This window comes from Paenibacillus sp. J22FR83 (genome assembly GCF_059691955.1).
Genome location: NZ_JCAUAM010000013.1, coordinates 68,053 through 95,043, shown reverse-complemented (window position 1 = coordinate 95,043; position 26,991 = coordinate 68,053). Strand labels below are relative to the sequence as shown.

The window sequence follows — 26,991 nt, the reverse complement described above, 5'->3', positions numbered from 1 at the left end:
TCGAAGCACATTCCAAATTCAATTGGAAAGGGGTGAGGATGATGTAGCGAGTAGCTAGGTCGATGACGTGCTGAAGAAAGTCGGACATCCGTGAATTGACAGGGAAAAGACGATTACAAACCTGAAGGAGGAATCGTATGTTGATGAATGGTTATGTTGGAAGGAAATTAGAGTTTGGAAAAATTTCAGCCGTCTTCTTGTGTCTAATGATGGTGTTAAGTCTGCTCATGATGGTGCCGCCGAAAGCTTTTGCCGCAGGAGATATATGGGTAGCACCAGCACCTGTTGGAAACGACTCGTCTCCAGGCGATGGTTCACAGGCACACCCCTACGCAACGATCGGCAAAGCATATACGGTCGCGGCTGCAGGCGACACCATTAAAGTCAAAGCGGGAACGTATACAGTGGGAACATCATCGGTAGGGTTCTTAACAACAAAGAACAATATCACCTATGTGTCCATTGATGGACTGTATCAAGCTACGATTACACCTACGGACGCCACCAAAGATTTTAATATTTGGGAGAACTGGGGAAACAATGTCGTTATTGATGGATTTGAAATTGACGGTACAGGCGCCAAGGCAAGAAATGGCCTTTTAAATCAAGGTTCTTACGTCACGATAAAGAATAACGAAGTCCACAATATCATGCAAACGTATTGTGACAGTAAAGGCGGGGCAGGCATTAACGTCACTGATTTCAATACGACGACCACAAGCTTCATGGTAGGTACGGTAGTTACCGCTAATAAAGTTCACGACATCGGCGATGGATCATGCGGTTATGTTCAAAGTATTTATATCAGTACAAGAGCGACTGTAACGAACAACGTTGTCTACGACAATCCAGGCGGGGCGGGCATTCACCTATGGCATGACGCGCACCAAGTCACGATTGTGGGCAACACGGTTGTCGATCATAAATTTGGCATCGTAGTAGGTGCTACGAATGGTTCCGCCAACGGATACAAAGCTTGCACCGTAGAGAGTTGGGGATGCTCAGCTAATAACATATACGTATCCAATAATATCGTGCAAAACAGCAATTCCGGCACAACTTATGGCATTGACTTATCCGGAACGGTAGGTTCAAGCAACACCTATGATTACAATTTACTAAACGGTACGACTTACTATTGGTACCCAACTACAATGACGCACGGTACCCACAACATTACAGGGTCAAATCCATTGTTTGCGAATAGTGCAGGCAATGATTACAAGCTTACTTCCACCTCTCCGGCCAAAAACACAGGAGGCACGGCGAATGCACCTGCCGTAGATTTTGATGGGAATAACCGTGACTCGTTGCCTGACATCGGGGCATACGAATACGGCGCTTCCAGCAAATCGCTAACGTTCTGGGAAAAGGACAACTACACAGGTGGAACTGCGACTTACTGGTATAAACAGGCGCTGGTAGACGGCGTGGTTGTCTGGGAAGGCGATGTTGCGGCAGACGGAACAACATACCAGTCGCATACGGTCCCGATTAATCCAGCCGGTACAAACTTTACGTTGCAGTTTAGGCTGGTCAGCAAGAAGCCAGTCTCCAATTTCCCGATTTCATTCTACATTGACGACGTTTCTGTGACTGGTAAGACAATCACGAACGCGAACTTTGAGGGGACGACGGGCTGGACCTACGCCGAATTAACGACTCCGTTCACCGGCGCATACGATACGACCTACCATGGTGGGGCCAAATCATTTAATCTTTCGTATCCGGGTTCAACCGGTTCTTCGACAGGCGATAACGCCTCAATCTCGCAATCGCTTTAATGTAACGAGTGAGATCCAGCAAGGTGCAGGGTTTAATCCTTTCGCTGCACCTTGCTGTTTCCTATATAAAACTTATGTAAAGGGTGGATACGTATGAAGTTTGGCATGTCCAAGGCGGATATCACACCGCAATCGCCTGTATTTATGTCTGGTTTTGGTGACCGAACGCACGAAAGTGAAGGGATCCACGATCCTGTTTATGCGAAGGCTGTGCTCCTGCAAGCGAACAAAACGCTTCTCATTATTACCTTGGATTTGTCGGGTGGTGATCGCAGCTTTATCGATGGGATCAAAAGCGTGATAGAACAAACGTTCGAAATCAAACGCGACGAAGTTCTCATCAATTTCTCCCATACGCATCATGCCGTTGCCGCAAGAGGGGAAGGAACGGAGAGCACGAATAGCGTGGTATATCGTAGCGCGATCGAGTACGGCTTTATTCGCGATACGATCGTTGGCCTCGTGAACGAATGCTATTCTCGTTTGGAGGAAGGACAGCTTCAGCTTGCGCGGGGTACCTCCGTATTTGGCGTCAGTCGCCGTAAGCTGACAGACAAAGGCGTTCAGTGGAAACCAGCCTACGATGTGGAAATCGATCACGATCTATTCGTGCTGAAGTTGGTCAATGAAACCAACGATGTCAAGGGCATTTTGTATAGCTACGGTTGTCATCCTACCTCGATGAGCTCGGACAATTATTTGATTTCGAATGACTATCCTGGAAAAACGAACAGCTATCTCGAAGAAACCTATCCAGGGGTAACGGCTGTGTTTCTACAGGGCTGCGCTGCCGAAATCAAACCGCTGAAATGCGCGGTCGGTGACGACTTTATCAGTTGTAACTTTGAGCAAATGGAAGCGGCGGGCGTCGATCTGGCCAAAGACATTATTCGTGTGCTAGAGGAAGGGACGTTCAGCTCGATCAATGGTGTCTTCAAGACAGTTTTGGTTGAGGCAAACCTAATTATGGAGCATACGCCAATTGAATTTTTCGAAAACATCGTTAACAATCCCGCGATTGGTGAAGTTCGAAGAAGAGGAGCGAAGCGCAAAATCGAGTTCATGAAAGAAGGCCTCACGAAGGATCGGACGTCGATCTATATCAGTGTGTGGCAGCTGGACGATGAAACGCGCGTGATTGCGATGGAAGGCGAAATATCAACCGAGTACTCGCTCATGCTCAAGAAACTGTTCCCTGGCGGGAAAACGATCGTACTCGGTTATTCGAACGGCGTAACCTTCTATGTCCCGACCCGCAAAATGATCAGTGAAGGCGGCTATGAAGTCGACTATAACCATATCGGCGGTACATTCAGCGGTATCTTTTTACCTGAAATAGAAGATATCATCGTCGGAAAAATTACTACGGCCGATTTATCGCTTCGTCTGGCGGACACGGCAAAATAGAAGGGATGGGTACAGGATGCAGGTGGAAACCAATGCCGAGAAATGGTTGGAGCGTCTGACACTTGAGCAAAAAATCGCGCAAATGATCGTGGTTAGAGGACATGACTATGCGCAAAACGCCAAACAAATGAACGCGGAAAGCCGATTAGGCGGCGTAGGGGCTGTTATGCTGACAATCAAGGGATCGCGCGAACTGGAGGATATCGTGTCGTGGGTCAATGAATGCCACGCGCAATCCACCGCTCCGATCCTCTTTTATTTGGATGCGGAGAACGGCCTTGCTGACACGTTTAACTTCGGTACTCCGTTTCCGACCTTGATGGCGCTCGGCGCGACACGTTCTAAGGAGCTGGCTTATCAAATGGGTCTCTGTATTGCGCGAGAAGCCCGTGCAATCGGCTTCGGTGTCGTAAGCAATCCGACGGTCGACGTTAACTCCAATCCCGACAATCCGATTATTAATACGCGGGCAATCAGCGACCGGACGGACCTCGTCGCTTCGCTGGCTGCTGAAATCGTCCGTGGTATGCAGGAAGAGGGGGTCGTCCCGACGGCCAAGCATTTCCCGGGGCATGGTGATACACAGGAAGATTCCCATGTATCAATGCCTGTCGTGGCGCGGGATAAGGCATCTTTGTTGGCGGTGGAGCTGGCACCGTACCAGGAGCTGATCGCCAAAGGGCTGCTCGGTATCATGACCGCACACATTTTGTATCCGGCTCTACTCGGACCGGGTGAGGAACGCGTTCCTGCTACTCTGTCGAGGGCAATCATGACCGACCTGCTGCGAGACGATCTCGGCTTCGAAGGACTGCTGATTTCCGACAGCCTGACCATGCGCGGCATCAAGGTAGAATACGGTATTGAAAGGGCAGCCGTGTTAGCCGTGAAGGCCGGTCATGATATTATTTTGCAAGATTATGAGTCTGATCCTGAAATCACATTTCAAGCGCTTTACGCTGCTGTACAGTCCGGAGAGTTGGACATTAACCAGATCAATTCGTCCGTTAAACGCATATTAGAGGTCAAAGAAAAGCTCCAGTTGCTCGAGCATCGCCCGATCTCGGCCCAGGAAGCGTCCCTTATCGTCAGTTCGCAGGAGCACGCTGCCGTTTCGGTGGAAATCGCCGATAAGTCGGTTACGGTATTAGAAGCGGCCTCGTTGCCGTTTTCGGAAAAATCAACTTTGGTCATTGCTACAGTTGGTGAAGAAGAAGGATTGGAAGCAGAGGACCTCGGGTATGTAGTCAAAGGCAAAACGTCCTACCTTCGTGAGCGAATGAAGGACTATGCAAGTGATTTCGACATGCTGCTTATCCGAGAGCATCCGACGGAGGAAGATTTCGCCAACGTCAAGCAAGCACTTGCAGCAAGACCCTTCGAGCAAGTTGTATATGCGACATTCGTTCGCGTTTTGTCCTACAAAGAGGGGAGCGGTTCGGTTCCGGATGCCCAGCTTGCCTTGATTGAATTGATCAAGGATCATTCGCCAGATGCGGCGCTGCTCATATTCGGAAGTCCCTATATTCTGCGGAAAATGACGCCGCCGGGCAACTGCATTTGCACTTACGGCGACTGTGAATATTCGATTGATGCAGCACTTAAGGTATTATTTGGCCGACTTAGAGCAGAAGGAAAGCTTCCAGTTACAGTGAACGAACAATATCCATTTGGCTACGGCTTATGAAGAATGAAAGGGGAGCTACAGGATGAGCTTGTCTCCGATGACACGCTATTTGGCGCTTGTGACAGAGCATCTGTCACGGCTGCATGAAGAAGAGGGAGAGGAAGTTCTGAAAGCTGCACGATTGGTCGCGGATCACATTAAGCAAGACAAGATCGTCTACGCTTACGGTCCTGGTGGACACTCCAACCTTGGGTCACAGGAAATATTTTTCCGAGCAGGCGGCTTGATGCACGTCTCCGCCATGCTTGACGAAGGCACGCTGCTAAGCGGAGGCGCACTTCGATCCATGGCGGTCGAACGAACGCCGGGATATGGTCGTATCGTGGTCGAAGACTATGGGCTTCAGGCAGGTGATCTACTGATCATCATTAATGCATACGGGATCAATTCAGCTGTCATCGATTCTGTGCTTGAGGCGAAGAAAAGAGGGGTCACGACGATCGGCGTCACTTCGGTTGAACACGCGAGGCTAACGCCCCCGGAACATCCCGCACGTCATCCGTCAAAGCAGAATCTGCATGACCTCGTCGACATCGTGCTGGATTGTCAAATAGGCGTTGGTGATGCCGTATTGGAAATTAACGGCTTGGAGCAGCGCGTAGGCGCCATTTCGACGTTTGCCAACGCGTTTTTATTAAATGCTCTGGTTGCAGAAACAGTTAACCTGCTTGTAGAGGAAGGCGTACAACCACCGATCTGGATGAGCGGCAACGCCTCCGGTGGAGATGAGTGGAACAGGCAGTTTATGGAACGCTTCAAAGGGCGGATCAAAAAGCTTTAGCTGGTAGGAGCTTGCCCACCTTCATAGCCCAACTGTTCGGATATCCGCAGCGCAGCTTCCCGAACCTTCAACCCGACTTCCTGATAAGACATGCTAGGTAACTCGCTTCGCAGTGCCGTTACGCTAATAGCGGCATAGATTTGGCCTAAATGATCGAAAATAGGCGCTGCCAAGCAGCGTATCCCGACTTCGGCTTCCTCGTCCTCAATCGCATAGCCGACGTCTCGGACATTTCCGAGAAATTTACGAAATGTATCAAGACTCGTGATCGTATGCTCGGTCATGGCGGGTAGTCCGTGCATCTCCACATATTGCGCGAGAGCGTCTTCCGGAACGTACGCGGCAAGCGCTTTGCCCACACCTGAATTATGGAGATGGAAGGATTGCCCCACTTCGGTTGAGAATTGCACAAAACCTGGACCTTTAACCTTTTCGATATAACTAGCTTTGCCGTTCTCCAACATCGCTAGATGCACCGTAAAGCGAAGCTCGGAAGCGAGTTTCTCCATGTAGGGGCGAGCGATATTGCGAATATCCAGCCTCGACAGCATTTCCATGCCAAAGTTGTATAAACGAAGCGTAAGTCTATACTTGCCATCATTCGTCTTTTGCACATACTTTAAGTCTTCCAGCGTGGTAAGAATCATAAAAATCGTCGATTTCGGGATCTTATTCACTTCGTAAATATCAGTAACGCCGAGCGGGACCGGAGAACGGGCAAGCATTTCGATGATCGCAAGACCTTTTTCGAGCGCCGGAACTGTGTATTTTCTTTTCATCATGTCAATCGTCCTTTTGTAATTTTGAATAGACTCAACTCAATTATAAACCTGAGTTCCACTCTCTTACAACTACCATAAAAACTAGCGTAAAGGGGAGGCTGTCGTTGAATTTCGATAGGATGGATGATCTGTACTCTTCCCACCGTTCTGCTATTTATGCTGGCAATGGGATGGTTGCGACTTCACAGCCGCTTGCAGCCCAAGCAGGTCTTGATATGTTAAAAAAAGGCGGAAACGCCGTAGATGCTGCGATTGCCGCAGCGGCTGCCTTGACCGTGGTGGAACCCACCTCTAACGGGATTGGCGGAGATGCGTTTGCCTTGGTCTGGTTTCAGGGGAAACTCCACGGCTTGAATGCCAGCGGGCCCGCTCCACTGCTGATATCCCTTGAATCGATGCTAGAAGCGGGATATGATCACATGCCCCTATATGGGTTTGGTCCAGTTACTGTCCCAGGTGCGCCAGCTGCTTGGGCGGAATTGGCTTCAACATTCGGGAAGTTACCATTAACAGAAGTGATGCAGCCTGCCATTCGCTATGCGGAAGAGGGATTTCCGCTTTCCCCAGTTGTTGGGAGCTCCTGGAAAGGAGCGATCGACTATTTTCGCGAACGTCTGCAAGGACATGAATTTCAATCTTTGTTTGATACGTTCGCACCCAATGGCAAAGTTCCGGGTATCGGAGAGATCTGGTCTTCACCAGATCATGCTAAGACGCTAAGGCTCATTGCAGAAACGAACGCCGATGCTTTCTACCGTGGGGAATTAGCGGAAAAGCTCGATCGATTCTCCAAGCAATATGGTGGATATTTACGCTTCGAGGATCTGGCGGCTTACAAGCCGGAATGGGTGAAACCAATCAGTGTGAACTATCGGGGGTATGACGTATGGGAGCTTCCACCTAATGGGAGCGGAATGGTGACGTTGATGGCACTGAATATGCTCAAAGGGTTCGAGTTCGAGCAGCGCGATAACGCTGCTACGTACCATAAACAGCTTGAAGCAATGAAACTTGCTTATGCGGATGGAAAGGCGTACATTTCTGATCCGCGAAGCATGTCCGTACGTCCGAAGGAGATGCTTTCGGATGCGTATGCGAATGAACGCCGCCGACTCATCGGATCGTCGGCGCTTCAACCTGCGCCAGGACGGCCGCCGCAAGGCGGGACCGTTTATCTTTGCACAGCGGATCGGGACGGAAATATGGTTTCCTTCATTCAAAGCAATTACATGGGCTTCGGATCCGGCCTTGTCGTTCCTGGCACGGGAATTGCCCTGCACAACCGGGGATACGGATTTACGATGGAGAAGAATCACCCCAACTGTCTTGAACCAGGCAAGAAGCCATATCACACGATCATCCCAGGTTTTCTTAGCAAAAATGGCCGAGCAGTCGGACCTTTCGGGGTAATGGGCGGCGCGATGCAGCCGCAAGGCCATCTCCAGGTCCTGATGAATAGCATCGATTTCCATCACAATCCGCAAGCGGCATTAGATGCTCCGCGGTGGCAATGGATAGAAGGGATAACCGTAGAGTTTGAACTGACAACTACACGAAGTATCGTCGACAAGCTGGCTAGAATGGGCCACGAAGTAAGGTGGTCTCAAAGCACAGGAAGCTTCGGCAGGGGGCAGATCATCTGGCGCTTGGATAACGGCACATTGGTCGGAGGTACCGAGCCCAGGACAGACGGTCAGATTGCAGCTTGGTAAGATGCAACAAACTTTTTGATTCAGGAGGCCTGCATCATCATGCAAATTAAAGAACTGGACACCCCGGTCGTCTTGATCGATCTAGAACGTTTGAACGCAAATATCAGCAACATGCAGCAGATCGCTGATTTGGGCAGGGTCCGTCTACGGCCTCATGCCAAAACACATAAACTGCCTGAGGTGGCTCGACTGCAGATCGAGGCTGGGGCGGTTGGCGTCACCGTCGCTAAGCTTGGGGAGGCGGAGGTAATGGCGGACGGAGGTGTTCGCGATATCCTGATCGCCTATCCGATCATTGGACGCCTTAAGATCGAGCGGCTGGCGGCACTGCTGCCGAGGGCGGCGATTACTGTTGCGGTGGAAAGCGAGGCAGGCATTGAGGCTGCGGCGGAAGCCGGCCGACTGGCTGGACGCCCAGTGGCGGTCCTGATCGAAGTGGACAGCGGCTTCGGGCGAGTAGGCGTAAAGCCGGATGCAGACATTTTACGTGCGATAGCTGCCCGCATCACGATGGAGCCGACGCTTAAGCTAAAAGGGCTGCTAACGTTCGCCGGTCAATCTTATGATACGGAAAGCGACGAGGAACGTCTTCGGATTGCAACGCAGGAGGCGGGGACCGTTGAACGACTTGCTGCATTGCTGGAAGCAGACGGCTACCCCATGGAGGTGGTAAGTGCGGGCTCGACGCCTACCAGTCGTTTCGTCGCCGGTTTACCCGGCGTCACGGAGCTGCGACCTGGGACCTACGTGTTCGGTGATCTGATGCAAGTGAAACTTGGCGCTCATGCGTTGGACCATTGCGCGCTTACTGTATATACCACCATTATCAGCCGGCCTGCGCCAGACCGTGCGGTTATCGATGCGGGAACAAAGTTGTTCTCGAGCGATGGAGAAGACTCGCCACTCGGGACTGGACGCGGCTATGCGGTCGGTCAACCGGACGTGACGCTCGAATGGATGACGGAAGAGCACGGCATGCTGCGTCTTGGAGAAGCGGCGCGCGATCTACGTATTGGCGATCGGCTTGCCTTCATTCCCGTCCATTGCTGCGGAGTTATCAGCATGACGGACCATGTCGCTGTTGTGCGTGGCGAAGAGGTCGAAGCATTCTGGAACGTTGCGGCGAGGGGGAAATTTCAATGACACTGTCCGAACGCAACTTGACTGAACTGGATGCTCGAATAGCCGCATGGGTGACATCGAACAAGGATGAGTTGATTAATCTGACATCCATGCTTATCCGCCAATCGACGGTAAATCAAATAGTTGATGGGACCGAACGGGAATGCCAGGTGCTGCTGCAAGACGTGATGCGGCAATGGGGACTCGAGACGGAGTTGTATTCGCCGGAGGATGTTCCAGGCTTTCGGGAACATCCCGCCTACTTCCCCGGCAAGGATTACCGCCACAGACCAAACGTTCATGGCAGGCATCGAGGGATGGGCGGCGGGCGTTCGCTTCTGTTCTCGAGCCATATCGATACGGCGGTCGTTGCGCCCGGATGGTCTGTTTCCCCGTGGGAGCCTTATGTCCACGAAGGGCGCCTTTACGGGCTGGGCTCCTACGACATGAAAGGGGGCTTGGCAGCTTCCATGATGGCCTTACGCTGCATAAGGGAACTCGGCGTACAGCTAGCCGGCGATGTCATTGTGGAATCGGTCGTCGACGAGGAGTTCGGCGGAGCGAACGGTACATTAGCCGGGCGAATAAAAGGTGTTCATGCCGATGCGGCCATCGTGCCAGAGCCGACGAATTTAGTCGTCTGTCCGGCTGCTCGCGGAGGAGCCTTGTGGCGATTGACGTTTCGCGGGAATACCGGGTTAGCCTTCAATGGGGAAGCGATTCATAATCCGCTTTTCGACGTCGGCCGATTTCTTGTTTTCTTGGAGCGCCATGAACGAGAAAAGAGTGGGCTGCCGGGACCTTCGCCCTGGTACGTGGAGCCAGCCTCGCTGCCGATCATCCCCACTCGGTTGGAGGCGGGGGACTTGCATGCAGCGCTGTGCGATGTGGGTCCCGAAGTCAGCCTACTCGACATTTGGGTCGAGTGCTACCCGGGGGTGACCGAGGAGGAACTACGCAGTGAGCTGGTTGCCGGTTATCGGGAGATGTTCGGTGATACGGTATCAATGCCAGAATTTGCGAAGCTCATCCGTTTTCTGCCGGGCTCGGCGTTGCCGCCCGAATCGCCTATTCTGGCAACCGCCATTCGGCAGACACAGCGGGTTCTAAATACTGCCCCGATCGTACGCGGGGCACCTTTCGCTTGCGACTCTTTCATGTTCAACCTACACAGCCCAACACCGGCTCTCGTGCTTGGCCCAAGCGGTGCCAATGCACATGCGGCAGATGAATTTGTCAACCTGGAGTCCCTGTACCATCTGACGGAGATTTACGCCCGCATCATCGTTGAGTGGTGCGGCCTCAGAAACGAATAACGAAATTCTAAGGAGGTAGCCTTCAATGAGAAAACCAGTTGTGACCGGTACTGCTTCCAAGGGAGACGGACCCTATTCACAGGCGATCCTATCAAGAGGTCATGTGCACGTATCCGGCCAAGGTCCACTTGATTTGGATGGTCGAATCATCGGCGTCTCGATAGAGGAACAGGCGGAGAAAACGTTAGAGAACGTACGCCGTATACTGGAAGCGGCTGGAAGTTCACTGGACGACGTCGTGAAGGTGAACGTAATTTTGTCCGATATGGCCGACTTTGAGCGGTTTAATTCGGTCTATCGAAGCGTGTTCTCCGCACCTTACCCAGCGCGCACTTGTTTCGGGGGTCAGTTAGACGGCATACTCGTCGAGATTGACGTCGTCGCTGAGATTGCAGAAGGGGAGGCATGACGATGCGCAGATTCGAAGGAAAAGTGGTCCTTATCACGGGGGCAGGGCGGGGAATCGGCCGAGCGGTGGCTGAGCGGTTCGCCCGCGAAGGTGCGGCTTTGGCCTTGGTCTCGAACGATGAAGCTAATTTATCGGAAACAGTCAAAGAGCTAGAGGAGGTCGCAACAGACATTCTCGCGGTTACAACGGACGTATCCGACACAGGCCAAGTCCGCGATGCCGTTGAACAGATCGTGCACCGCTTCGGAAGAATTGATATTTTGATCAACAATGCAGGGATTGCTTGGGAAGAATCAGTTCTAGATATTACTCCGGAGAACTGGCGCCGGATTATCGACGTGAATTTGAACGGGATGTTCTGGGTAGCTCAGGAGACGGCCAAAGTCATGGTTCGTCAGCAGGAGGGCGTAATCCTCAATATGGCCTCCACCAATGGACTCGTAGGCGAGGCGAAGTACGCGCATTACAACGCATCCAAAGGCGGTGTTGTGCTGCTGACGAAGACGATGGCGATCGAGCTAGGGGCTAGCGGCATACGTGTAAACGCGGTTTGCCCGGGCTACATCCAGACCCCGATGTCCGAAGCGATAGACGACACGCAGTTTGTCGAACAGTACGTTCGGGATAAAATCCCGCTTGGACGTACCGGCAAACCCAGCGATGTGGCCGGTGTATTCGCATTCCTCGCTTCAGAAGATGCGGCCTTCGTCACCGGCGAGTGCTTAGTGGTAGACGGTGGACAACTCGCATTCTAGAAGAGGGGGAGAACAAGTGAAACAGGTTGAAGAGAAGCTCGCACTTCTGGGCGGACCGAAAGCAGTTACTAAGTCGCATGAGAACTTGTTTCGCTGGCCAATCATCACGACCGAGGATGAAGAAGCAGTGCTGGAGGTGCTGCGGCGCGGCGGGATGTCAGGTACCGATGTCACCGAGCAGTTCGAACGGGAGCTGGCCGATTGGCTCGGAATCCCCTTTGCACTTGGCTTCCATAATGGAACTGCGTCACTGCAAGGGGCTATGTTCGGCTGCGGAGTTGGGGTCGGCGACGAAGTCATTGCACCAGCTCTTACTTACTGGGCGACCGCGATGCCAGCGTTCTCGCTCGGTGCCTCCGTTGTATTTGCCGACATTGATCCCGTAACACTAGGCCTGGATGCTGCAGATATCGAGCGGAAGATCACGAGCCGCACAAAAGCGATCGTGGTCGTGCATTACTTGAGCCATCCTGCAGATATGGACCCGATTATGACTGTAGCAGCTAAGCATGGGGTGAAAGTGATTGAGGATGTCTCCCATGCGCTAGGAGGCCTTTATAAAGGACGTCCGCTCGGCACGATCGGAGATGTTGGCGCCATGTCCATGATGACCGGCAAAGCGTTCGCGATCGGTGAAGGCGGCATGCTGGTGACGAGGGACCGGACCGTTTATGAGCGGGCAATCGCCTTCGGCCATTACGAGCGATATGGAACGAACATCGAATCGCCGGAACTTCAGCCCTACAGCGGGCTTCCGCTCGGCGGCATTAAGTACCGGATGCATCAGCTCAGTTCGGCGGTCGGCCGTGTGCAGCTGAAGTATTATGAAGAACGCATCGCTGAGATCGAGCGGGCGATGTCTTACTTCTGGGATGGGCTGAGCGGGCTGCCCGGCGTCAAACCGCATCGTCCAGAAGCAGAATCCGGCAGTCGCAACGGAGGGTGGTATGCTGCCCGTGGACGATACGAGCCGGAGGCGCTAGGCGGCCTGTCCGTGACTAGCTTTTGTGCCGCTTTGCAGGCAGAGGGAGTGCTCGGCGTAAGTCCGGGCTGCAACTTGCCACTGCATTTGCATCCTTTTTTCCATGATGCGGATGTTTACGGACACGGCAAACCGACGATTATAGCTCATGCCAACCGCGATTTGCGGCAACTCAGGGGCAGTCTGCCAGTGACAGAGTCAATCTCGGCACGATTGTTTGCGACTCCTTGGTTCAAGCATGAATGGCGCGATCATATCGATGAATACGTGCTGGCCTTCCGCAAAGTGATTGCCCAGCATCGGGAGCTGCTAGCCACCGACACCGGTAACCCGCCTACTTTAGGTGGATGGCACTTTTTCAATCACGACTCGCAAAAAAATTAATAGTTCGCCATTACTCTCCTAAATGGGACTTAACCTTTTTTCAGTAGAAACTAGCAAATACCCTCTCCTAATTAAACGTACTGAATAAGATAACGTATACGTTAATTGGAGGTGGGGAAGTTGATTCAACTGAATGGAATCGTAGGCGGAAATGCACCCGTAGCAGTGGGAGCTCGAAAAACAGTGCTGCTTCAGCAAATTGTGATTCGGGTAAAAAATCGTCAAAAGTTGGTTTTGAAAAATCTAAACTTTTTATTTAACAACGAAGCCTTTGCTATCAAAATAGAGGCTGAACCTTCACCAGGCGTGTTTATTGCAAGAGGTGGAGCCGGTGAACTAACTCCCAATAAAATACTGGTTAACAACACAACTGGGTCTGAACAGACGATATTCTTGCTTATTAGCGCTGTAAACACAGCCAATAACACCAGATCGTTAAGCCGTTCCGACAGCTGGCGTCTACTACTTCAACGTAAGTAAATGAATTCATGAATCTAGCCATCGCTAATGATAGCGGTGGTTTTCTTTTGGTCATTTGGTATTTTGACTACAATAATTAGGGATTCGATTATCCTATCCATTCAAGAGTTCCTATAAACTAAGAATATAATAAGGGTAGGATCCGATGAATATTCGTGTAGCAAGGAAACAGTAGGGAGCAGAAGCCACGTCCGGCGGCTGCTCCCTTTTAGTATAAAAGGTATGAGAAATGTTCGTATCGGCTTCCTAAAGGTATAAGAAGAAATAATCAACCTTGTTTTTTCACACCCTTGAACCATACTGCTTTAATCGATAGCGTATCTGAGATATCGGTAGTCGGGTCACCATTGACCAGTACTAGGTCAGCACGCATACCTTGGGCAATACGACCACGATCATGAAGACCAAATCGGCGGGCTGGTTTGGAGGTAGCCGATTGAAGGGCTTCTATTGGAGTGAATCCGGCTGCTACCAGTAACTGCAACTCATGATGCACACTAGCTCCATGAGCAAGACCACCAAGGTTCGGAACAGGGACAGGGGCAACATCTGTTCCGACAAGAATATCGACTCCGGCTCTGTGAAGATCCATCACATTTCTAAAACTATTTTCTAAATTGCCCTGTGGGAATGTATTAAAGCTCGAGTTCAAAATATCGATCCAATCCGGACTTAATTTGGAATGAACACGTGGATCATTGGCCAATTGTAATGCTGGGTTCCCAAGAATAGATGAGTTCAAAACCAAGCACGGTGTAACAAACGCGCCAGAATCCACGATGGATTGCACTACCTGCGGTGTGTAATCGGGCCTATCGATAAACAGGTGGCCCAACCCGTCCACGCCAAGATCGATGGCAGTTTGGGAAGAATGAGCAGTCAAGACGTGGGCTATGACGATTTTATCGAATTTGTGGGCTTCTTCGACCGCTGCTTTTAGAATCTCGTCACTTAGAACAGGAAGTCCAGGAGCGCCCATGACTGTTCCTTCTTCAATCATTATCTTTATATAGTCGGCTCCATTCTCCACTTGGGTGTGCACATGTTTAATCGCTTCTTCCACCGTTGTAACTTGCGGCACTTCTTCGTGATCGTGAGCGTATGCGGCTAGCATAGCTTCCCGGTCTTCCTTCGATAACTTCTCCAATTCCTTTAATACGAATTCTGGAATTTCATCCCCATCTGGCAACAATTCATCTGGATGACCACCAGGAGCAGTGACAGCTGTACCTGCAGAACGGACATCGGCGATGTCTTCCGTATTCTTCAATTGGATCGCACGTCCTCTTGCTGTAAAGTCACCATTCATTTCAAGTTCTGTCGTCACCCCGAAATTTAGAGCATCCCGTAATCCACCAATGGACGTATGAACATGCGCATCAATTAAGCCAGGCAGTAATGTTGCATCTTCAGCATCGATGATTGTTGCATTCGCCGGAATGTCCCCACCAACTGCAACTATGGTTTCCCCATGAATCAGAACACTCCTTGATTCTAATACTCTTTCTCCATCGAAAATGCGCACATTCGTAATTGCAGTTAATAGGTCTGCAGATAAGCTTTGGACTATATGCTTCATATTGTTATTCCTCCTCAATTCGTCTTACAACAATTCGAAGTATAACTGTTAGGTTACTAACTGTCAATTAACTATCATTTCAATTGACATGATAGCTGGATATTTGTATAGTTTACTTACTAACAGTTAGTTTTCTAATAATATGAGGAGGTAGGTTCATGAAGCCTCGCAAAAATACACCTTATCTGGATTTGTTTCAGGTTATTGGCCTTAAATTAAAGAAAAAAGCGGATGAAAGCATAAAAGAGCTAGGTTTAAACGCTCAACAAGGAAAAATAATTGGCTATATTTATGAAAACCAAGAAACTGAATTAATTCAGAGAGATCTTGCTGATCGGTTTCATCTGCGCGGAGCTAGCATAACAGGGATGCTTCAAGGACTTGAGCAAAGAGGATTCATCGAGCGGAAAATTCCAGTCAACAATGAACGACAAAAAAATATCTATGTATTGCCCAAGGCCGTTGAATTAATTGATGACTTTAATGAATCCTTCCAAAAAGTGGAGGACGAAATCGTAGAAGTCCTTACCGAAGAGGAGAAACAAATCTTGAAGGACTTGTTGATCAAAATTAATGAACGCTTATAAAAGATACAAAAAAGAGCTCGGCATTTAAGCCAAGCTCTTTGTGTACCATCATATTGTTCGACTAAACTTCTACCTTGGTATCCGCTTCCGCGGCAGTTTCTTCGACAGTTGACTCAAGTGTCTCATCTAGCTTCTGAGCTACAAGGATGTTTACCAGAATTGCCTCTGGATCTGTTAAGATCTCTACATCTTTGCCCGCTTCCAAATCGGAAACATGTAATTTATCGCCTATACCCAGCTTGCTGATATCTACATCCAAAGAGCTAGGCAGCTTATTCGGCATACAGCGAATCATGACCTCATGCATCTCAACCTGCAGCATACCGCCTTCTTTGGTACCGATTGGCTCACCGATGAAATGAACAGCCACAGCGGTATCCAGCTTTTCTTTCATATTAATTTGCAGAAAATCGACATGCAGCAATTGTCCATTTAAACTGTCCTTTTGAACTTGGTGAATCATCACGGGATGCTTTTTCTTGGAAGGGAGAACAACTTCCAAAATCGCGTGCGCATTGCTTTTAAGTGCGGCTCGGATTACTTTCTCCTCAACGGCTACATGCTCGTTTTTCATTCTGCTGCTGTAGACAACTGCTGGAATTTGTCCTTGATGTCTCATCTTTTTTAACCTACTGGTACGGTCTAATAGTTGGATAGAATTACTCAATTCGAACACCTCCTGAATGATTGCAAAAGCAGCTAAAAGCCCTATTATTACATACCCAATTCAGAGATAATTGAAACACTTGATTAAATTTCACAGGATATTTCTCATGTAGCAATAAAATGGAGATGAGGCATAACCATCATGATTTCTTTACGCAATGTTACAATTTCAGATCTAGAACAGCTGATTATTATTGAGAACGATGGCTTCTCGAAAGAAGAGGCCGCTACAAAAGAAGCATTTGTAGAAAGGATTACATTAATCCCAGATACGTTTATTGTGGCTGAAGAAGCTGACGAAATCCTTGGTTATATGAATGGACCGATCATTTCGCAGCCCTATATAACAGATGATCTATTTAAGGAGATTAATGAGAATCCAAAGCGTGGAGGGTATCAGAGTATTTTGGGACTAGCAGTGTCCAAACAGGCTAGAGGTCGAGGAATTGCCAAGATCTTACTTGAAGAAATAGAGAAGCTTTCAGCATATAACGAAAGAGATGGAATCACGCTAACATGTAAATTGGAATTAGTATCTTTTTACGAAAAACTCGGGTTTGTTAACCATGGCTTATCGGAATCACAACATGGTGGCGTAAGTTGGTACAACTTGCTTAAATTACGAAGAAGTATATGAAGTTGATTTATTCAGCATAGAGGCTGCCAAACAGTTATTGTTTGGCAGCTTTTTCATTTAACAAACAATTTGATAATTAAAATTCCAAGATATGCATGAATGCTTGTTCGACATGACATCCTAACAATATATGTAAAAGGTGAGAGGAGCAAGGCCAGTGGCAGAGTACCTATTTGTATTATTGTTATTGGCCTTGTACATAGCCTTATATCGCTACGATTGGCATCGAATGGAACGAAAGTCGTTCTTATGGTGTTGTGTACTTGGGTCTCCTTCGCTTTATTTGATCATCTTGTTCTTGTATCACCCGGCATGGCCGAGCCCCGGGCAATTGTTGGATTGGCTGTATGGGTACCCCTCCGATGCCATCGTAGCCTTTTTCGACTCCATCAGCGGTTCTTAAAGAACGGAGAATACTATGAACAATCGCCTATCCATCCTAACGTCAGGACAGATGGCGAGCCTGTTAATCGCAGTAACAATGGGTTCTGCCATTATTTATATCCCCACGCCACTTGTAGGATTCGCAGGAAATACTGCCTGGATCTCACTCATTGGCGCATTTGGTTTTGGTACCCTTGTACTGGCTTGTACAATGTATCTACATCACAGTCATGGCGGAGTAGGATTAGTTGATTATTGCGGTAAACTGATTGGAAAAATTCCCACCTATGTCGTCATGTTACCGATTGTCTTGATGCTCCTTTTTGCAACGTCTGCGATTGTAACCGGCATTGGCGATTTTTTCGCAAGCAGTATGATGCCGAAGACGCCTTCTTATATCTTCTGTTCCATAAGCTTAATCGTGTCTGCTTTAACGGCAAGAGCAGGAATTGTCATTGCGGCACGCGTATTTGTGCTACTTGTTCCCGTTATGTTTGTATTTACGCTGATTGTACTGATAATTGCATTTCCAATTTATGATTGGGGAAGACTCCTGCCTATCCCAGATAAGGGAATGGGAGATCTCCTTCATGGCTTTTATGTAGCTGCAGGATTCCCTTTTGGCGAGGTATGTCTGTTTCCATTGTTTCTGTCTTTCGCTGCCAAAGATCAGACAAACATACTCTATCGCAGATTGTTTCTCGCTTTCACGCTTACAGGTGCGACGATGGTTATTGCCACCGTATGCACAATCGTGGCTTTTGGCCCAGCAGCAGGTCACCTCAGTTATTCCCTCTATCAGCTTGCGAGTAACATTCAAGTGAATGGAAGCAATGTTCGAATCGAGGCGATTGTAGGCATCGCTATTATTGTAGGATCCTATATGAAAGCGACGCTCTATTTATTTGCGTTAAATAAACTGATGGTTCGTTTAACAAATGTGAGCAACACGTCTGCTTATGTGTACCCTGCGTCTTTGTTATGTACGATGCTGTCACTCACGTTATTTTCAGGGCCGGCAGATTTTCAAAACCAAGTGTATACGATTTGGCCATTCACGGTTATTTTTGTCGGTTGTACATTAATTTTTGTATTAACCGTGCTGACTTGGGTTAAAGGCATCATCTCTAATCGTCAGAAGGTGAACGAGACATGAATAACTCCGAAGATTATTCGGGAATGCTCCAAGCAAACCTTCAGTTCAATAGAGAAATATTAGAACAGGCATTCTTGAATTGCCAAGACGTTGTGTTTGAGTTACGCAAGTACGGCAGTGAGCTTACTTATTCGGTGTTGGTGGGGTATTGCAGCTCGCTGATTGCCGATGATAGTGACAGTTATTTAATCAAAGTACTTAGTGACCTTGCTACTGTTCAATCAGCAGATCCTGCTTCCATTGATCCCGAGGACATTGCATACTTTTTCAGTCAATCCGGGGCGACATCTTTAGGATTATCCATCATTTCCGAAGTGAAAACAGTTGTGGAGCTAGTCCTGCAGGGACATGTGGTCCTGCTTTTTGACGGGTGGAATTGTGGGGTTGCCTATAAAGCAATTACGTTCGATAAACGTCAGGTGAATGAACCGGTAAGCGAACCTGTAGTTCAAGGACCTCGGGAAGGAACAGTCGAGTCGATCGGTATCAATCTTGGCATGATTCGGCAACGAGTTCAGTCTCCACAGCTTAAGATTGAATTTATTACAGCTGGGAAAACGTTTAGGACGACCATCGCCTTTTGCTACCTAGAGGGTGTTATTCATCCAGACATTTTGGAGGAATTTCGCAACCGAATGGAAGGAATTGAGCAGTATGATGTTCTTGAAACGTCTTATATTCAGGACTGGTTACAAGACTCTTCCTATACACCTTTTCCGCAATACCGCAATACCGAACGAACAGATGTCATCGCAGCTGCTTTAATGGATGGGAAACTTGCCATACTGGTAGACAATTCGCCGACAGTTATGATCGCTCCGGCTTTTTTGGTTGATTTTATCAGTACAGGTGAGGATTACTATGTTCGTACGATTTTTGCTTCGATGATTCGTTTGGTGCGACTTCTGGCATTCTTCATCGCACTTACACTGCCGAGTATTTATATCGCTATGTCCACGTTCCATCCCGAATTAATCCCTTCCGTCTTATTACTTGCAATTTTAGATACGAGGGAAGGAATCCCTTTTCCAGCATTCTTTGAAGCCTTGATCATGGAGGTATCATTTGAGTTACTGCGAGAAGCGGGAATTCGGCTTCCAAGGCCAGTCGGCTCCGCTGTTAGTATTGTAGGTGCTCTAGTCATTGGTCAAGCTGCAATTACAGCCAAAATTGCATCGCCTATCATGGTCATAGTCGTCGCTTTGACGGGTATTGCTTCGTTTGCAATTCCGCATTACGACATTGCCATTGCTATCCGTGTTCTTCGCTTTCCGTACATGGTTGCTGCATCGCTCCTCGGTGGTTTTGGACTGATGGTCATGTTTCTGCTCACGCTATTGCATTTAACATGTTTGCACACATTAGGTCAGCCCTATTTATCTTCGATCGCACCATTCAAAGCAAGGGATATGAGAGATGTTGTGGTCCGAGCTCCCCTTCGAATATTTATGAAATCCCCCCGAAATCGGCGTTTGCTTAACTCAGCATCACCTCGCAGAAAGAAGTGAGAACAGGGATGACGAAGCGATATGTACGTGTAGGGATTCAGTTGTTGCTTTATGGACTTAGCATAAGCCTACTTGGTGGCTGCTGGGATAAGAATGAGTTGACACAATGGGGTTTTGTTCAGGCTGTGGCCATTGATCAGACAGATAAAGGGGGATACCTTGTCACAACGCAAATCTATCGCCCTGGTTCATCAGAATCGAGAAATAATAAAGCAACGAAAGGCATATCTTACCTAACGATTTCGAGTGAAGCTTCGACCATTTCGCTAGCCGCGGCGCATATTTCGGGGAAGCTCGGAAGGAAGCTGCAATGGAGCCATATGCGTGCGCTCCTCATTAGTGAGAAGATGGCGGCAAATCGAAATATAGGTGATATTCTGGATTTCTTCTCGCGTTCTCAAGGTCCTCGAGGTGCTGTCGCGGTGATGACAACAGAGGGAGAAGCGGGCCGCTTTCTTCTTGTTGATCCCGTTATTGAAAATACAATTGGCCAACAAATGAAAACAGTAGAAGAGATGTCCAATACACTGACGGGTATGGCCTCCAAAGTTTCTCTGCTTGATCTTGATATCCTTGCGCAATCGCCTCGTTCTGTGACGCTGCTGCCACATCTTCGATTGCTTCGGCAAGAGCATTCGCTCTTTATCATTGATGGCATGAACGTATTGCGATTCCCGTCCGGTACAATCGATCAAGGCTTTATTACAGCCGAAATCGCTGATAGTATTCTGATGATTCGTGATGAATTTAATGAGGGATTAGCCACAATACCTTGCGAGGGTACCAATGATAAATTGCATGCGCCAAGCGGGGGCGATTCTTATTGGATTTACAAAGAGCAAACAACGCTTCATGTCTCTTCTGTCGACGACATGCCCTTCATTGAGATTCATCTTGAAGTCGATGGGAAAGTTGGGGAAATGAGCTGCTCTAGTATCCTTACCAAAGAGGAGCATCAGCTTTTCATCAAACGAATTGAGCAGGCGATTCATAAAGACACGATGGAAGCTATTCAAAAGGTACAGAAAATGAAGGCAGACGTGCTACTGGTGGATCAGAAACTCCAGAGGAGATCTCCTCAACTATGGAAGAAGTGGTCGGAGGATTGGGATGAACGGTTCTCACAGGCAAAAGTTTCTGTCACTGTAAGAGCAAGATTGACAGATACAGGGATGAATGCAGGTAGCCCGATGGCAGTTCCCCCTGAGCAATAAGAAATTCAGCTGATACGCTAAAGCGTTCGAAGAACTACCTTGTAGTCCTTTGAACGCTTTTTATCATGTATTGTGTTAAAATTAAACCCATATTACTGAATTGAGGTTACTCGATGCATCGTAAAATCCGAAGAAATCTAGTAGTTTATCTAAGTCTTTGATATCGATGATATCATTTTAAATACAGTAGGATTTTTCATTGGATTTGCATTATATGAAATATGAAATGCTCTGGGTAAATTCAGAATGAAAACGTAGGAGTTGGAAACAATGGAGCTGGTTTGTTCCGCGTCGGAAACATTGAAATATGGTGAAGGCATTTGTTACGCAAAGGCTAATCTTCTATGTTCGATATTACGAAGAGCAGGCATACCTACAGGATTCTGCTATCAACGACTTACAATCGGGGACACGCTAGATACAGGCTATTGTATTCATGCATTAAATGCTGTTTATGTTCAGCAATTGGGAAAGTGGATTCGACTGGACCCCCGTGGCAATAAACCAGGAATTCATGCAGAATTCTCATTGGACGAAGAAATACTTGCTTTTCCAATTCGCGAACATTATGACGAGACTGATTATTTGACCATATACAAGTCTCCTAATGCCAAGACACTTGGAGCACTAAAGAGTAACACTAATTGCATGCATATGTATCTTCATGGACTCCCCGATCAATTGTGATCATTAAGATAACGAAGCGTAATAACTCAACAATCTCTCACGAACGGCAGCCGCAAACTTAGAATTGGACTGAAAACTATGGATGTGCAACGTACAGCTTCGTCGTGTTGCGGCTGAAATGGATGATGAACATAGAGAAAACTTAGTGACAGATCTTGGAGGATGGGGCTCCTGGATTAATGGCGGTGGCTGGTTAACCGTTAATCAGATTCGAGTCGATTTTCTATTCCGTGATCTCAATAAAGTATCACAAGTCATTGAAGCATGTAGCTGGGGAGATGTAACCATTGATTATCAACCAGGTCATCCCCATGGATTTGCCAATTCAATTTATATGGCAGAAACCGCGTTATGTAAAGTGTTATGGGATCCTACTGATCTTATTGAAAAATTGAAGAATAAAACAACCCCATACCCGTCTGCTTTTAAGGAAGCGACTATCCGGAAGTTTTTATGGGAGGCAACATTTGCTTTCGAAAATGCTAATAAAGGAATCTACAAACAAGATCTACCCTATATCGCTGGATGCTGCTTCTGATCCGTTGCTTGGTTGAATCAGGTTTTATTTGCTGTAAACGAGTCCTACTTGATGAATGAAAAAGGAGCAACTGCCATTGCCGATACATTTCGCATCGTGCCTATGAGATACTCCCAGAGAATTAATCAGATTTTCACTTTAATCACGGAGGATCAAGAAAGTTTAAAGAAAGCTATCAGCATAATGAGCGAACTTGTTCAGGAAACAGAATTATTAATGGATTTTAAATCGTATATTATAAAAGGAGAACATAGTGAGATCTGAATCCAAACTTCGCACACTTGCATTAGTTGCAGTTTTATTAATCTCTATATTCCCACTTATTCTAAACTCATTAAGTCTATTTATTTCAAAAACGATTGTTTCTGAAACTAGCTCTGATTCACAATTTTTATCTAGTATAATATGGGAAATTCTTTCATTGGGAGTACTTTATTTAGTTTTGAAAAAACAGGGGAGAGATTTTAAAGATATAGGTTTTAAATTTCGTAAAGTAGATATTTTACATTGTATCCTGCTCTTTGTCGGAATCTATATTATGTATATAATTTCTCTTGCAATCTCACCAAATTTTGGACAGACACCTAATAATATTGGTTTCTTAAAGACAAATATATCAATATTCTACATACTATTTATTTTTATTAATCCTTTTTTGGAAGAACTAATTGTTAGAGCATATGTCATAACAGAGGCGAAGTATTTACTTAAAAATGAAGAAATTTCAGTTCTAATAAGTACAGTAATTCAAACATCTTATCATCTCTATCAAGGACTAATACCTGCTTTATATGTAGGATTAATGTTCTTTGTTTTTTCAATATATTTTGCGAAGAGTAAGCGGATCGTACCTGTTATTATAGTACACTTACTTTTTGATCTTATAGCAATGTTAGATTTGGGTAAGAGTAGAATACATTCTTAATAATTTATGCAATATGGCAATAGAGGATGCTCAAGCATTTGAGGTGAAATTTGATTTTACTGATGAAAGTATATATAAACTTGAAGAAATACTTGATTATTATTCAGTTGAATTAAGTAATAGCATCAAAGGAGAAGAACCAACAGAAAAACAAATATTCTCTATGGCATTCTATCTGGGGCGTCTATGTAGGTGAAGTTATGAGGATAAAAGTCGGTAAGCCCTGTAAATGGGTTTATGTCTACGACGAAATATTGCTAAGTGAAAATGGAGCAGAAGCTAATCCAATAGGTAAAGCATATAAAAGAATAGTTAATGGTTCAGAGGAAAGTGTAATTTCCTTTTATCATATTATTACAAGTGAACTAATTAATAGTATTAAATGATTACTATGAATTAACACAATACATACTGAAAAATGGAATGGTTTTGTCTTTTTTGAAATCTGGTACACGTTGACCTAGGGGACACGATCTAATAGATCCGCTAGAAAAGGAATGAGGCTGATTCGCATAGGAACAGCTTCTTTCCTTTTTTATTTGAATTTCTTCAAACCGACCAGCGTAAGCTTAATTCACATGGTTCAGGTGGACATATTAAAATCAACTTCTTCGATGAATTCGATAATTTCCCCATTGGGGCTGTGAATAATCGCATTCTTGATATGTAGAGGAGGCTCACCAAGAGTAAGATGAGCAGGTTCGATAAAAGCTTTTGCTCCATGAGCAAGGGCTTTTTGAAATATGTCATCTACATCATCCACATAGAAAGCGAAATGTAACATTGCTCCGTGTGCGATATCTTCTTCAGACATAGCTTTCTTCCCTTGGGCGGGAATGACTGCATCATTATCAAAGATCTCCATGCAAGATTTGCCATCAGGTGAAATCAACATGGAAGCTTCTTTAATTTGAAAGGAAGGTAAACTCCAAGAATGACCTAACTTAAACCCTAATACTTCCGTATAGAAATGTATCGTTGCTTTATAATCTTTGGCTTGGATCGCTACATGTGATAGGCCCTTTACACTCATTTATCATCGCTCCTTTTTTAATATATTGATTATAGTGGGAATAAACCTTGTTATACATATGAAAAGTAAGTGTTTTATTGTAAAATGGTTATTAAAAATAAGATATATTAAGTTAATTGGTTTATTATATTAAAATGGGACGGGGGTTAAGGTATGGAACATCCTATAGATGACATTGATAAAAAAATCATGGCATTACTTCAATACAACGCACGAATGTCCATTTCTCAAATCAGTAAAGAGGTTTCGATGTCGCAGCCATCCGTTAAAGAAAGAATAACCAAGTTAGAAGAGAAGAATATCATATCTGGGTATAACACTGCTTATAATTTACGGGTTATGAATCGAGGTACAACCACTTTTATTCTAATAAAGACAGAACATTGCCAAGCATTCACTAATTTCTGTGAAAATGCGAGGGAAGTGACTGATTTATTTCGCATCAGTGGAGAATTTAATTATCTCGTTAAGGTACAAACTTCATCGATTGAGGAGCTGGCTGAGTTCCAAGATTCCCTTATTAAGTTTGGGCCCTCGAAGTCTCATATCAGTATGAAAAATATTATTGAAAATAGGGTTATACTTTAATTGCAGGTAAAGCAACTGAATAAATCACTATACTTCGATTAAACCGCAGATTCTGCGGTTTTTATATGATCTTAAAAGTAATTTTTACAATTAGATTGACAAAATGGATAGTTAAAGATATAGTTCGAATTATTAATAGTAATTATTACTATTTAATTGCACGCCCCCTTAAATAGTAATTTTTACACTTAAAAAGTACATTGCAAAGGAGGATTGCGGTGGGGAAACAGATCGTTGATTTCGTGAAGTGCAGTCCAACCCAAAACATGACGATTTTGGTTAAATCGAAACATCCGACAGATGCGTATACACACATTGCTTCAAAGCTCATGTCATATGATAGTGTGTACGCAGAGCAAGTTGGATATATTGAAACGCCTGTTAACAGGGCAGCAGCCGCTCATTTGCAAATGGCCGGGGGTGAGTTCTGTGGGAATGCGTGCATGGCCTTGGCTGCTTTTATTGCTTCTGAGAAAAGCATGATGCCCAACGAGTGTACAGAAATTATATTAGAAGTCTCTGGCATTGATACATTATTAAATTGTTCAGTGAGGAGAATAGCAGCAGGGTATTCCTGCAGCGTTACGATGCCAACGCCACAACTCATCGAAGAACGAATCATCCATTATGAGGGCGACGAATTGGTTGTCACCATCGTGAGATACCCCAATTTTATACATATGGTTATTGAAGCCGATGAATTTCATTCATCCATTAAAGGTAAAGCGGAATCCTTGGCTAAATTGCTTGGTTTGACCATGGGAGCTAATTTAATCGGTATTTTACTCTATAAGGTGAAAACGAAGGAATTAGCGCCTCTCATTTATGTTCCTCAAGTAGACAGCATGATTTGGGAACGCGGATGTGGCTCAGGCACAGCTTCTATTGGCGCATATTTGGCTTGGAAGCATAAAGAAAAGATCTCTGCTGCAATCAAGCAGCCTGGCGGCATCATACAAGTTCATGCCAATTATCAGGAAGAAGACACGGCGAGTCTTCGTATAGAGGGTATCGTCAATATTGTCGCACAAGGGAAAGCATTTATTGAAATATACAATTATATTGCGTAGGAGGTAAGAGAGTGCAGTCTACCTTAACATTTCAAACATCTTTGGAAAAATATTATGAAGATTTTGATGTATTGGTGTCAGGTTATGATCAAACCCTTGCTCACAGTTTAGAATTAGAGGATTTAATCAATAGATATTCCACTTTTATAACAACTCCTAGCAACAATGAGCTATGGGAACGGTTAAAACTGGATAAACGCGAGGAATTAACCCGACTCGGAGAAGCACTAAGAAGAACATCGGCACGTGCTGTTGCCTATATGGAGAAATATCGTGCATTTAGGTTGCAACATGGGATGAATGAGATCTCTACCTATTTTACAAATATTGAAACTTGCATCGAACAAGAGTTTGGAAGTTCTCAGTTAACCTCGGATTCTAAAGTCCTATTCATTGGTTCTGGTTCCTTCCCGATGACACCGCTGTTGATTGCTAGGCGAACAGGAGCAGTCGTTGTGGGCATCGATATTGATAAGGAGTCTGTTGCACTTGGTAAGCTAGTTGTTGAAAAACTGGGACCACAGTTCAACATCCAATTGGAAAATACAGTCGTGGCAGATTTGCCTTTTACCAAAGAAGCAACACACATCATTTTCAGTTCAACCGTACCCATTAAATATGAACTATTAGATCAATTACATGAATTAACAAACGATAGCGTAGTGGTAGCAATGCGTTATGGGAATGGGCTAAAATCTCTTTTTAACTACCCCATGAAAGAAGTAGATAAACGAAAATGGGTACTGGTAGATACGATTGTACGTAAAGATCAAGTGTTCGATATTGCTTTGTACATAAAAGCTTAACTTGTTTATACG

At 46.2% G+C, this 26,991-nt stretch carries 28 protein-coding genes; 24 read left to right on the top strand and 4 right to left on the bottom strand.

Translation table 11 applies throughout. The annotated features are described in order from the left end of the window. Positions 1-137 precede the first annotated feature (137 nt). The 4 genes from AC58PV_RS23340 (at position 138) to AC58PV_RS23325 (ending at position 5,659) form a co-directional block, all read left to right on the top strand. The gene (locus AC58PV_RS23340; RefSeq protein WP_497434872.1) at positions 138-1,784 is read left to right on the top strand and encodes a choice-of-anchor Q domain-containing protein; all 1,647 of its coding nucleotides are present in this window, start codon (positions 138-140) and stop codon (positions 1,782-1,784) included. Positions 1,785-1,877: 93 nt separating this feature from the next. After that, the gene (locus tag AC58PV_RS23335) at positions 1,878-3,191 is read left to right on the top strand and encodes a neutral/alkaline non-lysosomal ceramidase N-terminal domain-containing protein (protein ID WP_497434871.1); all 1,314 of its coding nucleotides are present in this window, start codon (positions 1,878-1,880) and stop codon (positions 3,189-3,191) included. Between the two features lie 16 nt (positions 3,192-3,207). Then, entirely contained in the window at positions 3,208-4,878 is a 1,671-nt protein-coding gene (locus AC58PV_RS23330; protein ID WP_497434870.1) for a glycoside hydrolase family 3 protein, read from the top strand. Between the two features lie 22 nt (positions 4,879-4,900). Beyond that, positions 4,901-5,659 carry a sugar isomerase domain-containing protein gene (locus tag AC58PV_RS23325; protein ID WP_497434869.1) on the top strand — a complete coding sequence of 253 codons (759 nt, stop codon included), beginning with the start codon at positions 4,901-4,903 and terminating at the stop codon, positions 5,657-5,659. Here the strand turns inward: AC58PV_RS23325 and AC58PV_RS23320 are convergent. After that, entirely contained in the window at positions 5,656-6,441 is a 786-nt protein-coding gene (locus AC58PV_RS23320; protein WP_497434867.1) for an IclR family transcriptional regulator, read from the bottom strand. The two genes, AC58PV_RS23325 and AC58PV_RS23320, sit on opposite strands and share 4 nt — an antisense overlap. Positions 6,442-6,560: 119 nt before the next feature. On the opposite strand from AC58PV_RS23320, the gene AC58PV_RS23315 reads away from it, so the two are divergent. The 7 genes from AC58PV_RS23315 (at position 6,561) to AC58PV_RS23285 (ending at position 13,601) form a co-directional block, all read left to right on the top strand. Then, on the top strand, positions 6,561-8,153 hold the full coding sequence (locus tag AC58PV_RS23315; protein WP_497435026.1) for a gamma-glutamyltransferase family protein: 1,593 nt from the start codon (positions 6,561-6,563) through the stop codon (positions 8,151-8,153). Positions 8,154-8,192: 39 nt separating this feature from the next. Continuing rightward, a complete protein-coding gene (locus tag AC58PV_RS23310; RefSeq protein WP_497434866.1) occupies positions 8,193-9,296 on the top strand; it encodes an alanine racemase in 1,104 nt (367 codons plus the stop codon). After that, a complete protein-coding gene (locus AC58PV_RS23305) occupies positions 9,293-10,591 on the top strand; it encodes a M20/M25/M40 family metallo-hydrolase (RefSeq protein ID WP_497434864.1) in 1,299 nt (432 codons plus the stop codon). The genes AC58PV_RS23310 and AC58PV_RS23305 overlap by 4 nt, the downstream gene beginning before the upstream one ends. Before the next feature lie 25 nt (positions 10,592-10,616). Next, a complete protein-coding gene (locus AC58PV_RS23300) occupies positions 10,617-11,000 on the top strand; it encodes a RidA family protein (protein ID WP_497434863.1) in 384 nt (127 codons plus the stop codon). A 2-nt stretch (positions 11,001-11,002) separates the two neighbouring features. Next, positions 11,003-11,755 carry a meso-2,3-butanediol dehydrogenase gene (gene budC / locus AC58PV_RS23295; RefSeq protein WP_497434862.1) on the top strand — a complete coding sequence of 251 codons (753 nt, stop codon included), beginning with the start codon at positions 11,003-11,005 and terminating at the stop codon, positions 11,753-11,755. A gap of 16 nt (positions 11,756-11,771) precedes the next feature. Continuing rightward, positions 11,772-13,121 (top strand): DegT/DnrJ/EryC1/StrS family aminotransferase, encoded by a 1,350-nt coding sequence (locus tag AC58PV_RS23290; protein WP_497434861.1) that lies wholly within the window; start codon positions 11,772-11,774, stop codon positions 13,119-13,121. A gap of 120 nt (positions 13,122-13,241) precedes the next feature. After that, positions 13,242-13,601 (top strand): hypothetical protein, encoded by a 360-nt coding sequence (locus AC58PV_RS23285; protein ID WP_497434859.1) that lies wholly within the window; start codon positions 13,242-13,244, stop codon positions 13,599-13,601. 268 nt (positions 13,602-13,869) lie between these two features. Here AC58PV_RS23285 and AC58PV_RS23280 read toward each other — a convergent pair whose 3' ends face one another. Next, positions 13,870-15,180: an amidohydrolase family protein gene (locus tag AC58PV_RS23280; protein WP_497434858.1), complete on the bottom strand. Its 1,311-nt coding sequence runs from the start codon at positions 15,178-15,180 to the stop codon at positions 13,870-13,872. Between the two features lie 158 nt (positions 15,181-15,338). Here AC58PV_RS23280 and AC58PV_RS23275 point away from each other — a divergent pair, with 158 nt between their 5' ends. After that, positions 15,339-15,767 carry a MarR family winged helix-turn-helix transcriptional regulator gene (locus AC58PV_RS23275; protein WP_497434857.1) on the top strand — a complete coding sequence of 143 codons (429 nt, stop codon included), beginning with the start codon at positions 15,339-15,341 and terminating at the stop codon, positions 15,765-15,767. A 61-nt stretch (positions 15,768-15,828) separates the two neighbouring features. Here AC58PV_RS23275 and AC58PV_RS23270 read toward each other — a convergent pair whose 3' ends face one another. Then, on the bottom strand, positions 15,829-16,434 hold the full coding sequence (locus AC58PV_RS23270; RefSeq protein WP_497434855.1) for a 50S ribosomal protein L25: 606 nt from the start codon (positions 16,432-16,434) through the stop codon (positions 15,829-15,831). 141 nt (positions 16,435-16,575) lie between these two features. Between AC58PV_RS23270 and AC58PV_RS23265 the strand changes: the two genes are divergently transcribed. The 9 genes from AC58PV_RS23265 (at position 16,576) to AC58PV_RS23225 (ending at position 23,482) form a co-directional block, all read left to right on the top strand. Further along, a complete protein-coding gene (locus AC58PV_RS23265; RefSeq protein WP_497434854.1) occupies positions 16,576-17,070 on the top strand; it encodes a GNAT family N-acetyltransferase in 495 nt (164 codons plus the stop codon). Positions 17,071-17,227: 157 nt separating this feature from the next. Then, positions 17,228-17,473: a hypothetical protein gene (locus AC58PV_RS23260; RefSeq protein WP_497434852.1), complete on the top strand. Its 246-nt coding sequence runs from the start codon at positions 17,228-17,230 to the stop codon at positions 17,471-17,473. Between the two features lie 15 nt (positions 17,474-17,488). After that, on the top strand, positions 17,489-18,610 hold the full coding sequence (locus AC58PV_RS23255) for a GerAB/ArcD/ProY family transporter (RefSeq protein ID WP_497434851.1): 1,122 nt from the start codon (positions 17,489-17,491) through the stop codon (positions 18,608-18,610). Beyond that, positions 18,607-20,118 (top strand): spore germination protein, encoded by a 1,512-nt coding sequence (locus AC58PV_RS23250; RefSeq protein WP_497434850.1) that lies wholly within the window; start codon positions 18,607-18,609, stop codon positions 20,116-20,118. Before AC58PV_RS23255 ends, AC58PV_RS23250 begins: the two co-directional genes overlap by 4 nt. 8 nt (positions 20,119-20,126) lie before the next feature. After that, the gene (locus AC58PV_RS23245; protein ID WP_497434849.1) at positions 20,127-21,332 is read left to right on the top strand and encodes a Ger(x)C family spore germination protein; all 1,206 of its coding nucleotides are present in this window, start codon (positions 20,127-20,129) and stop codon (positions 21,330-21,332) included. Positions 21,333-21,602: 270 nt separating this feature from the next. After that, positions 21,603-22,019: a transglutaminase-like domain-containing protein gene (locus AC58PV_RS23240; protein WP_497434847.1), complete on the top strand. Its 417-nt coding sequence runs from the start codon at positions 21,603-21,605 to the stop codon at positions 22,017-22,019. 118 nt (positions 22,020-22,137) lie between these two features. Further along, positions 22,138-22,557: a hypothetical protein gene (locus tag AC58PV_RS23235; protein ID WP_497434846.1), complete on the top strand. Its 420-nt coding sequence runs from the start codon at positions 22,138-22,140 to the stop codon at positions 22,555-22,557. Between the two features lie 51 nt (positions 22,558-22,608). Further along, positions 22,609-22,821, top strand: a complete 213-nt coding sequence (locus AC58PV_RS23230) for a hypothetical protein (protein WP_497434845.1) — start codon at positions 22,609-22,611, stop codon at positions 22,819-22,821. Continuing rightward, positions 22,811-23,482: a CPBP family intramembrane glutamic endopeptidase gene (locus tag AC58PV_RS23225; protein WP_497434843.1), complete on the top strand. Its 672-nt coding sequence runs from the start codon at positions 22,811-22,813 to the stop codon at positions 23,480-23,482. Before AC58PV_RS23230 ends, AC58PV_RS23225 begins: the two co-directional genes overlap by 11 nt. Before the next feature lie 583 nt (positions 23,483-24,065). Here AC58PV_RS23225 and AC58PV_RS23220 read toward each other — a convergent pair. After that, entirely contained in the window at positions 24,066-24,515 is a 450-nt protein-coding gene (locus tag AC58PV_RS23220; protein ID WP_497434842.1) for a VOC family protein, read from the bottom strand. A gap of 153 nt (positions 24,516-24,668) precedes the next feature. Between AC58PV_RS23220 and AC58PV_RS23215 the strand changes: the two genes are divergently transcribed. The 3 genes from AC58PV_RS23215 (at position 24,669) to AC58PV_RS23205 (ending at position 26,979) form a co-directional block, all read left to right on the top strand. After that, positions 24,669-25,103, top strand: a complete 435-nt coding sequence (locus AC58PV_RS23215) for an Lrp/AsnC family transcriptional regulator (RefSeq protein WP_497434840.1) — start codon at positions 24,669-24,671, stop codon at positions 25,101-25,103. A gap of 218 nt (positions 25,104-25,321) precedes the next feature. Further along, positions 25,322-26,173: a histidine racemase CntK family protein gene (locus AC58PV_RS23210; RefSeq protein WP_497434839.1), complete on the top strand. Its 852-nt coding sequence runs from the start codon at positions 25,322-25,324 to the stop codon at positions 26,171-26,173. Positions 26,174-26,184: 11 nt separating this feature from the next. Beyond that, the gene (locus tag AC58PV_RS23205) at positions 26,185-26,979 is read left to right on the top strand and encodes a nicotianamine synthase family protein (protein ID WP_497434838.1); all 795 of its coding nucleotides are present in this window, start codon (positions 26,185-26,187) and stop codon (positions 26,977-26,979) included. Positions 26,980-26,991 lie beyond the last annotated feature (12 nt).

Bases quoted from the DNA above. Each gene is read 5' to 3' on its own strand.
- AC58PV_RS23315 (WP_497435026.1), top strand. From the start codon at position 6,561: ATGGATGATCTGTACTCTTCCCACCGTTCTGCTATTTATGCTGGCAAT.
- AC58PV_RS23250 (WP_497434850.1), top strand. From the start codon at position 18,607: ATGAATAACTCCGAAGATTATTCGGGAATGCTCCAAGCAAACCTTCAG.
- AC58PV_RS23215 (WP_497434840.1), top strand. From the start codon at position 24,669: ATGGAACATCCTATAGATGACATTGATAAAAAAATCATGGCATTACTT.
- AC58PV_RS23275 (WP_497434857.1), top strand. From the start codon at position 15,339: ATGAAGCCTCGCAAAAATACACCTTATCTGGATTTGTTTCAGGTTATT.
- AC58PV_RS23240 (WP_497434847.1), top strand. From the start codon at position 21,603: ATGGAGCTGGTTTGTTCCGCGTCGGAAACATTGAAATATGGTGAAGGC.
- AC58PV_RS23305 (WP_497434864.1), top strand. From the start codon at position 9,293: ATGACACTGTCCGAACGCAACTTGACTGAACTGGATGCTCGAATAGCC.
- AC58PV_RS23230 (WP_497434845.1), top strand. From the start codon at position 22,609: ATGAATGAAAAAGGAGCAACTGCCATTGCCGATACATTTCGCATCGTG.
- AC58PV_RS23300 (WP_497434863.1), top strand. From the start codon at position 10,617: ATGAGAAAACCAGTTGTGACCGGTACTGCTTCCAAGGGAGACGGACCC.
- AC58PV_RS23265 (WP_497434854.1), top strand. From the start codon at position 16,576: ATGATTTCTTTACGCAATGTTACAATTTCAGATCTAGAACAGCTGATT.
- AC58PV_RS23320 (WP_497434867.1), bottom strand. From the start codon at position 6,441: ATGATGAAAAGAAAATACACAGTTCCGGCGCTCGAAAAAGGTCTTGCG.
- AC58PV_RS23255 (WP_497434851.1), top strand. From the start codon at position 17,489: ATGAACAATCGCCTATCCATCCTAACGTCAGGACAGATGGCGAGCCTG.
- AC58PV_RS23280 (WP_497434858.1), bottom strand. From the start codon at position 15,180: ATGAAGCATATAGTCCAAAGCTTATCTGCAGACCTATTAACTGCAATT.
- budC (WP_497434862.1), top strand. From the start codon at position 11,003: ATGCGCAGATTCGAAGGAAAAGTGGTCCTTATCACGGGGGCAGGGCGG.
- AC58PV_RS23330 (WP_497434870.1), top strand. From the start codon at position 3,208: ATGCAGGTGGAAACCAATGCCGAGAAATGGTTGGAGCGTCTGACACTT.
- AC58PV_RS23245 (WP_497434849.1), top strand. From the start codon at position 20,127: ATGACGAAGCGATATGTACGTGTAGGGATTCAGTTGTTGCTTTATGGA.
- AC58PV_RS23235 (WP_497434846.1), top strand. From the start codon at position 22,138: ATGGATGATGAACATAGAGAAAACTTAGTGACAGATCTTGGAGGATGG.
- AC58PV_RS23310 (WP_497434866.1), top strand. From the start codon at position 8,193: ATGCAAATTAAAGAACTGGACACCCCGGTCGTCTTGATCGATCTAGAA.
- AC58PV_RS23340 (WP_497434872.1), top strand. From the start codon at position 138: ATGTTGATGAATGGTTATGTTGGAAGGAAATTAGAGTTTGGAAAAATT.
- AC58PV_RS23335 (WP_497434871.1), top strand. From the start codon at position 1,878: ATGAAGTTTGGCATGTCCAAGGCGGATATCACACCGCAATCGCCTGTA.
- AC58PV_RS23325 (WP_497434869.1), top strand. From the start codon at position 4,901: ATGAGCTTGTCTCCGATGACACGCTATTTGGCGCTTGTGACAGAGCAT.
- AC58PV_RS23220 (WP_497434842.1), bottom strand. From the start codon at position 24,515: ATGAGTGTAAAGGGCCTATCACATGTAGCGATCCAAGCCAAAGATTAT.